Annotated in this window: 2 protein-coding genes; one reads left to right on the forward strand and one right to left on the reverse strand. The window is 70.1% G+C overall.

Annotated elements, in window-relative coordinates; genetic code table 11:
* Positions 1 to 39: 39 nt before the first annotated feature.
* The gene (locus ACFWY6_RS45140) at positions 40 to 1,218 is read right to left on the reverse strand and encodes a glycosyltransferase (RefSeq protein ID WP_384703672.1); all 1,179 of its coding nucleotides are present in this window, start codon (positions 1,216 to 1,218) and stop codon (positions 40 to 42) included.
* 136 nt (positions 1,219 to 1,354) lie between these two features.
* On the opposite strand from ACFWY6_RS45140, the gene ACFWY6_RS45145 reads away from it, so the two are divergent.
* On the forward strand, positions 1,355 to 2,140 hold a 786-nt coding region (locus ACFWY6_RS45145), incomplete at its 3' end, for a cytochrome ubiquinol oxidase subunit I (RefSeq protein ID WP_384703675.1).

Raw genomic sequence — 2,140 nt, forward strand, 5'->3', positions numbered from 1 at the left:
GTGCCTGGGCCCACGAGCCGTCGGAGCGATCAATTCCGGTCAGCCGGCGTAGGTGGAGAGACCTGCGGCGACCTCCTCGGGCGAGGGCATCGCGGCGATCTCGTCGGCGACGCGGCGCGCCGCCTGCCGGTAGGAGTCGTCGGACAGCAGGGCCTTCACCTTCAACGTGACGGCCTCCGGGGCGAGTTCACCATGGCCGAGGACCTCGCCCGCGCCGAGCGCGCGGACCGCTTCGGCGTTGGTGGGCTGGTCCGAGCCCTGCGGCAGGAACAGCTGGGGCAGCCCGGCGGCCAGCGCCGCGAGCATGGTGCCGCTGCCGCCGTGCTGGACGACGACCGAGGCGTGGCGCAGCACTTCGGCCTGGGACACCCACGGCACGGCGACCGTGTGGGCGGGCAGCTCGCCGAGCTCATCGACGCCGACCGTCGGGCCCGTCGCCACCAGGACGCGTACGTCGAGGGGCGCGAGCCCCTCGATCGCGGTGCGCAGCACGGCGGCCGACCCGAGGGCCGTGCCGAGGCTGAGGTAGACCAGCGGGCGGTCGCTGCCGGCCAGGGCGGCGGGCAGCTCGCCCGGCTCGTCGAAGGGCACGGGGCGCTGCGCGATGCGGGGGTATCCGGAGGCGATGAAGTCGGCGTCCTGCAGCGAGGGCGGGCAGATGTCGACGTACGGGTGGCCGAGCAGCCGCACCTGGTCGTCGGCGACCAGGACGCCCAACTCGGCGGCGGTGACGCGCAGTTCCTCCTGGATCAGCGCCTCCTCGCCCACCGAGACCAGGCGTCCCACGCCGTGCGACAGGGCCGGGATCCCGGCGAGCCTGGCCGCGAACCCGGCGCCCGGGTTCATCACTTCATGGATGACGAGGTCGGGCCGGAAGCTCTCGAAGACGGCGACGAGGTCCGCGGCGATGGAGCGGGGCAGGACCGATCCGAACGCCTTGACGCCCAGCGCGGTGAGCACCTCGGGGGGCAGCTCGCTCGGGTGTACGTCGCCGCCCTGCGACTCAAGGAAGGCTTGACCGCCGGCTGCTTCGATGAACGCGTCGGGGACGGAACGACCCGCCGTCACCGGCTCCAGGCCCACGGCACTCAGGATCGGATGGAACTGCTCGCCCGTGGCGAACCGGACCTCGTGTCCGGCCGACCGCGCGGCCAGTGCCAGGGGAAGGAGGGGGTGCACGTGACCGAAGTTGCCGACGCTGGCGAAGAGGATTCTCATACCGGTCGACCATAGGGCTACCGCCGACCGAATGTCTAGTACTGCTAGAAAATCTAGTATCGATAAACATGGTCACTAAGATGGCAGCCAGCGGCCGAGGCGGCCGGACGGACCGATCACTTGGAGTGAATACGGCATGGGAACCGTGGAACTGGCGCGCCTTCAGTTCGCGTTAACGGTCGGCGTGCACTACCTGCTCGTCGCGCTGACGCTCGGGCTCGTGGTCATGGTCGCGATCAGCCACACCCGCTGGGTGCGCACCGGCGACCCGGCACTGAAACAGGCGACGAAGTACTGGGGCACGCTCTACGTCATCAACTACGCGGTCGGCATCGCCGCGGGCATCGCCATGGAGTACCAGCTCAGCGCCAACTGGTCGGGCCTGGAGAACATGGCGGCCAGCGTCTTCGGCGCCCCGCTCGCCGTGGAGACCGTGGTCGCCTTCTTCGTCGAGTCGACCTTCCTCGCCCTGTGGATCTTCGGCTGGCAGCGGCTGCCCGCCAAGGCCCATCTGGCCTGCATCTGGATCGTCGCGGCGGCCGCCTACATGTCGGCGATCTGGGCACTGCTCGCCAACGGCTTCATGCAGAACCCGGTCGCGTACGAGATGCGGGGCGGCGAGCTCCATCTGGACGACCCGCTGGCCCTGTTCACCAACGCCAACGCCTGGATCGCCGTACTGCACGTCATCGGCGGAGCCATCGGCGTCGGCGGCTTCTTCATGCTCGGCGTCTCGGTGCTCCTGCGCCGCCGCGGCCGGGCCTCCGACGCATTCCTGCGGCACTCGATGCGCATGGGCGCGCACGCCGCCCTCTGGGGAACCGTCCTGGTCGGCGCCATCGGTGGTGGGCATCACGGGGGGGGGAAGAGTGTTAAAGCACACAAGTCCGCGCACCGAGACTCTCCTGAGACCTCACGCGAC

Source organism: Streptomyces sp. NPDC059037, from assembly GCF_042740015.1.
In the GTDB taxonomy this organism is placed as follows: domain Bacteria; phylum Actinomycetota; class Actinomycetes; order Streptomycetales; family Streptomycetaceae; genus Streptomyces.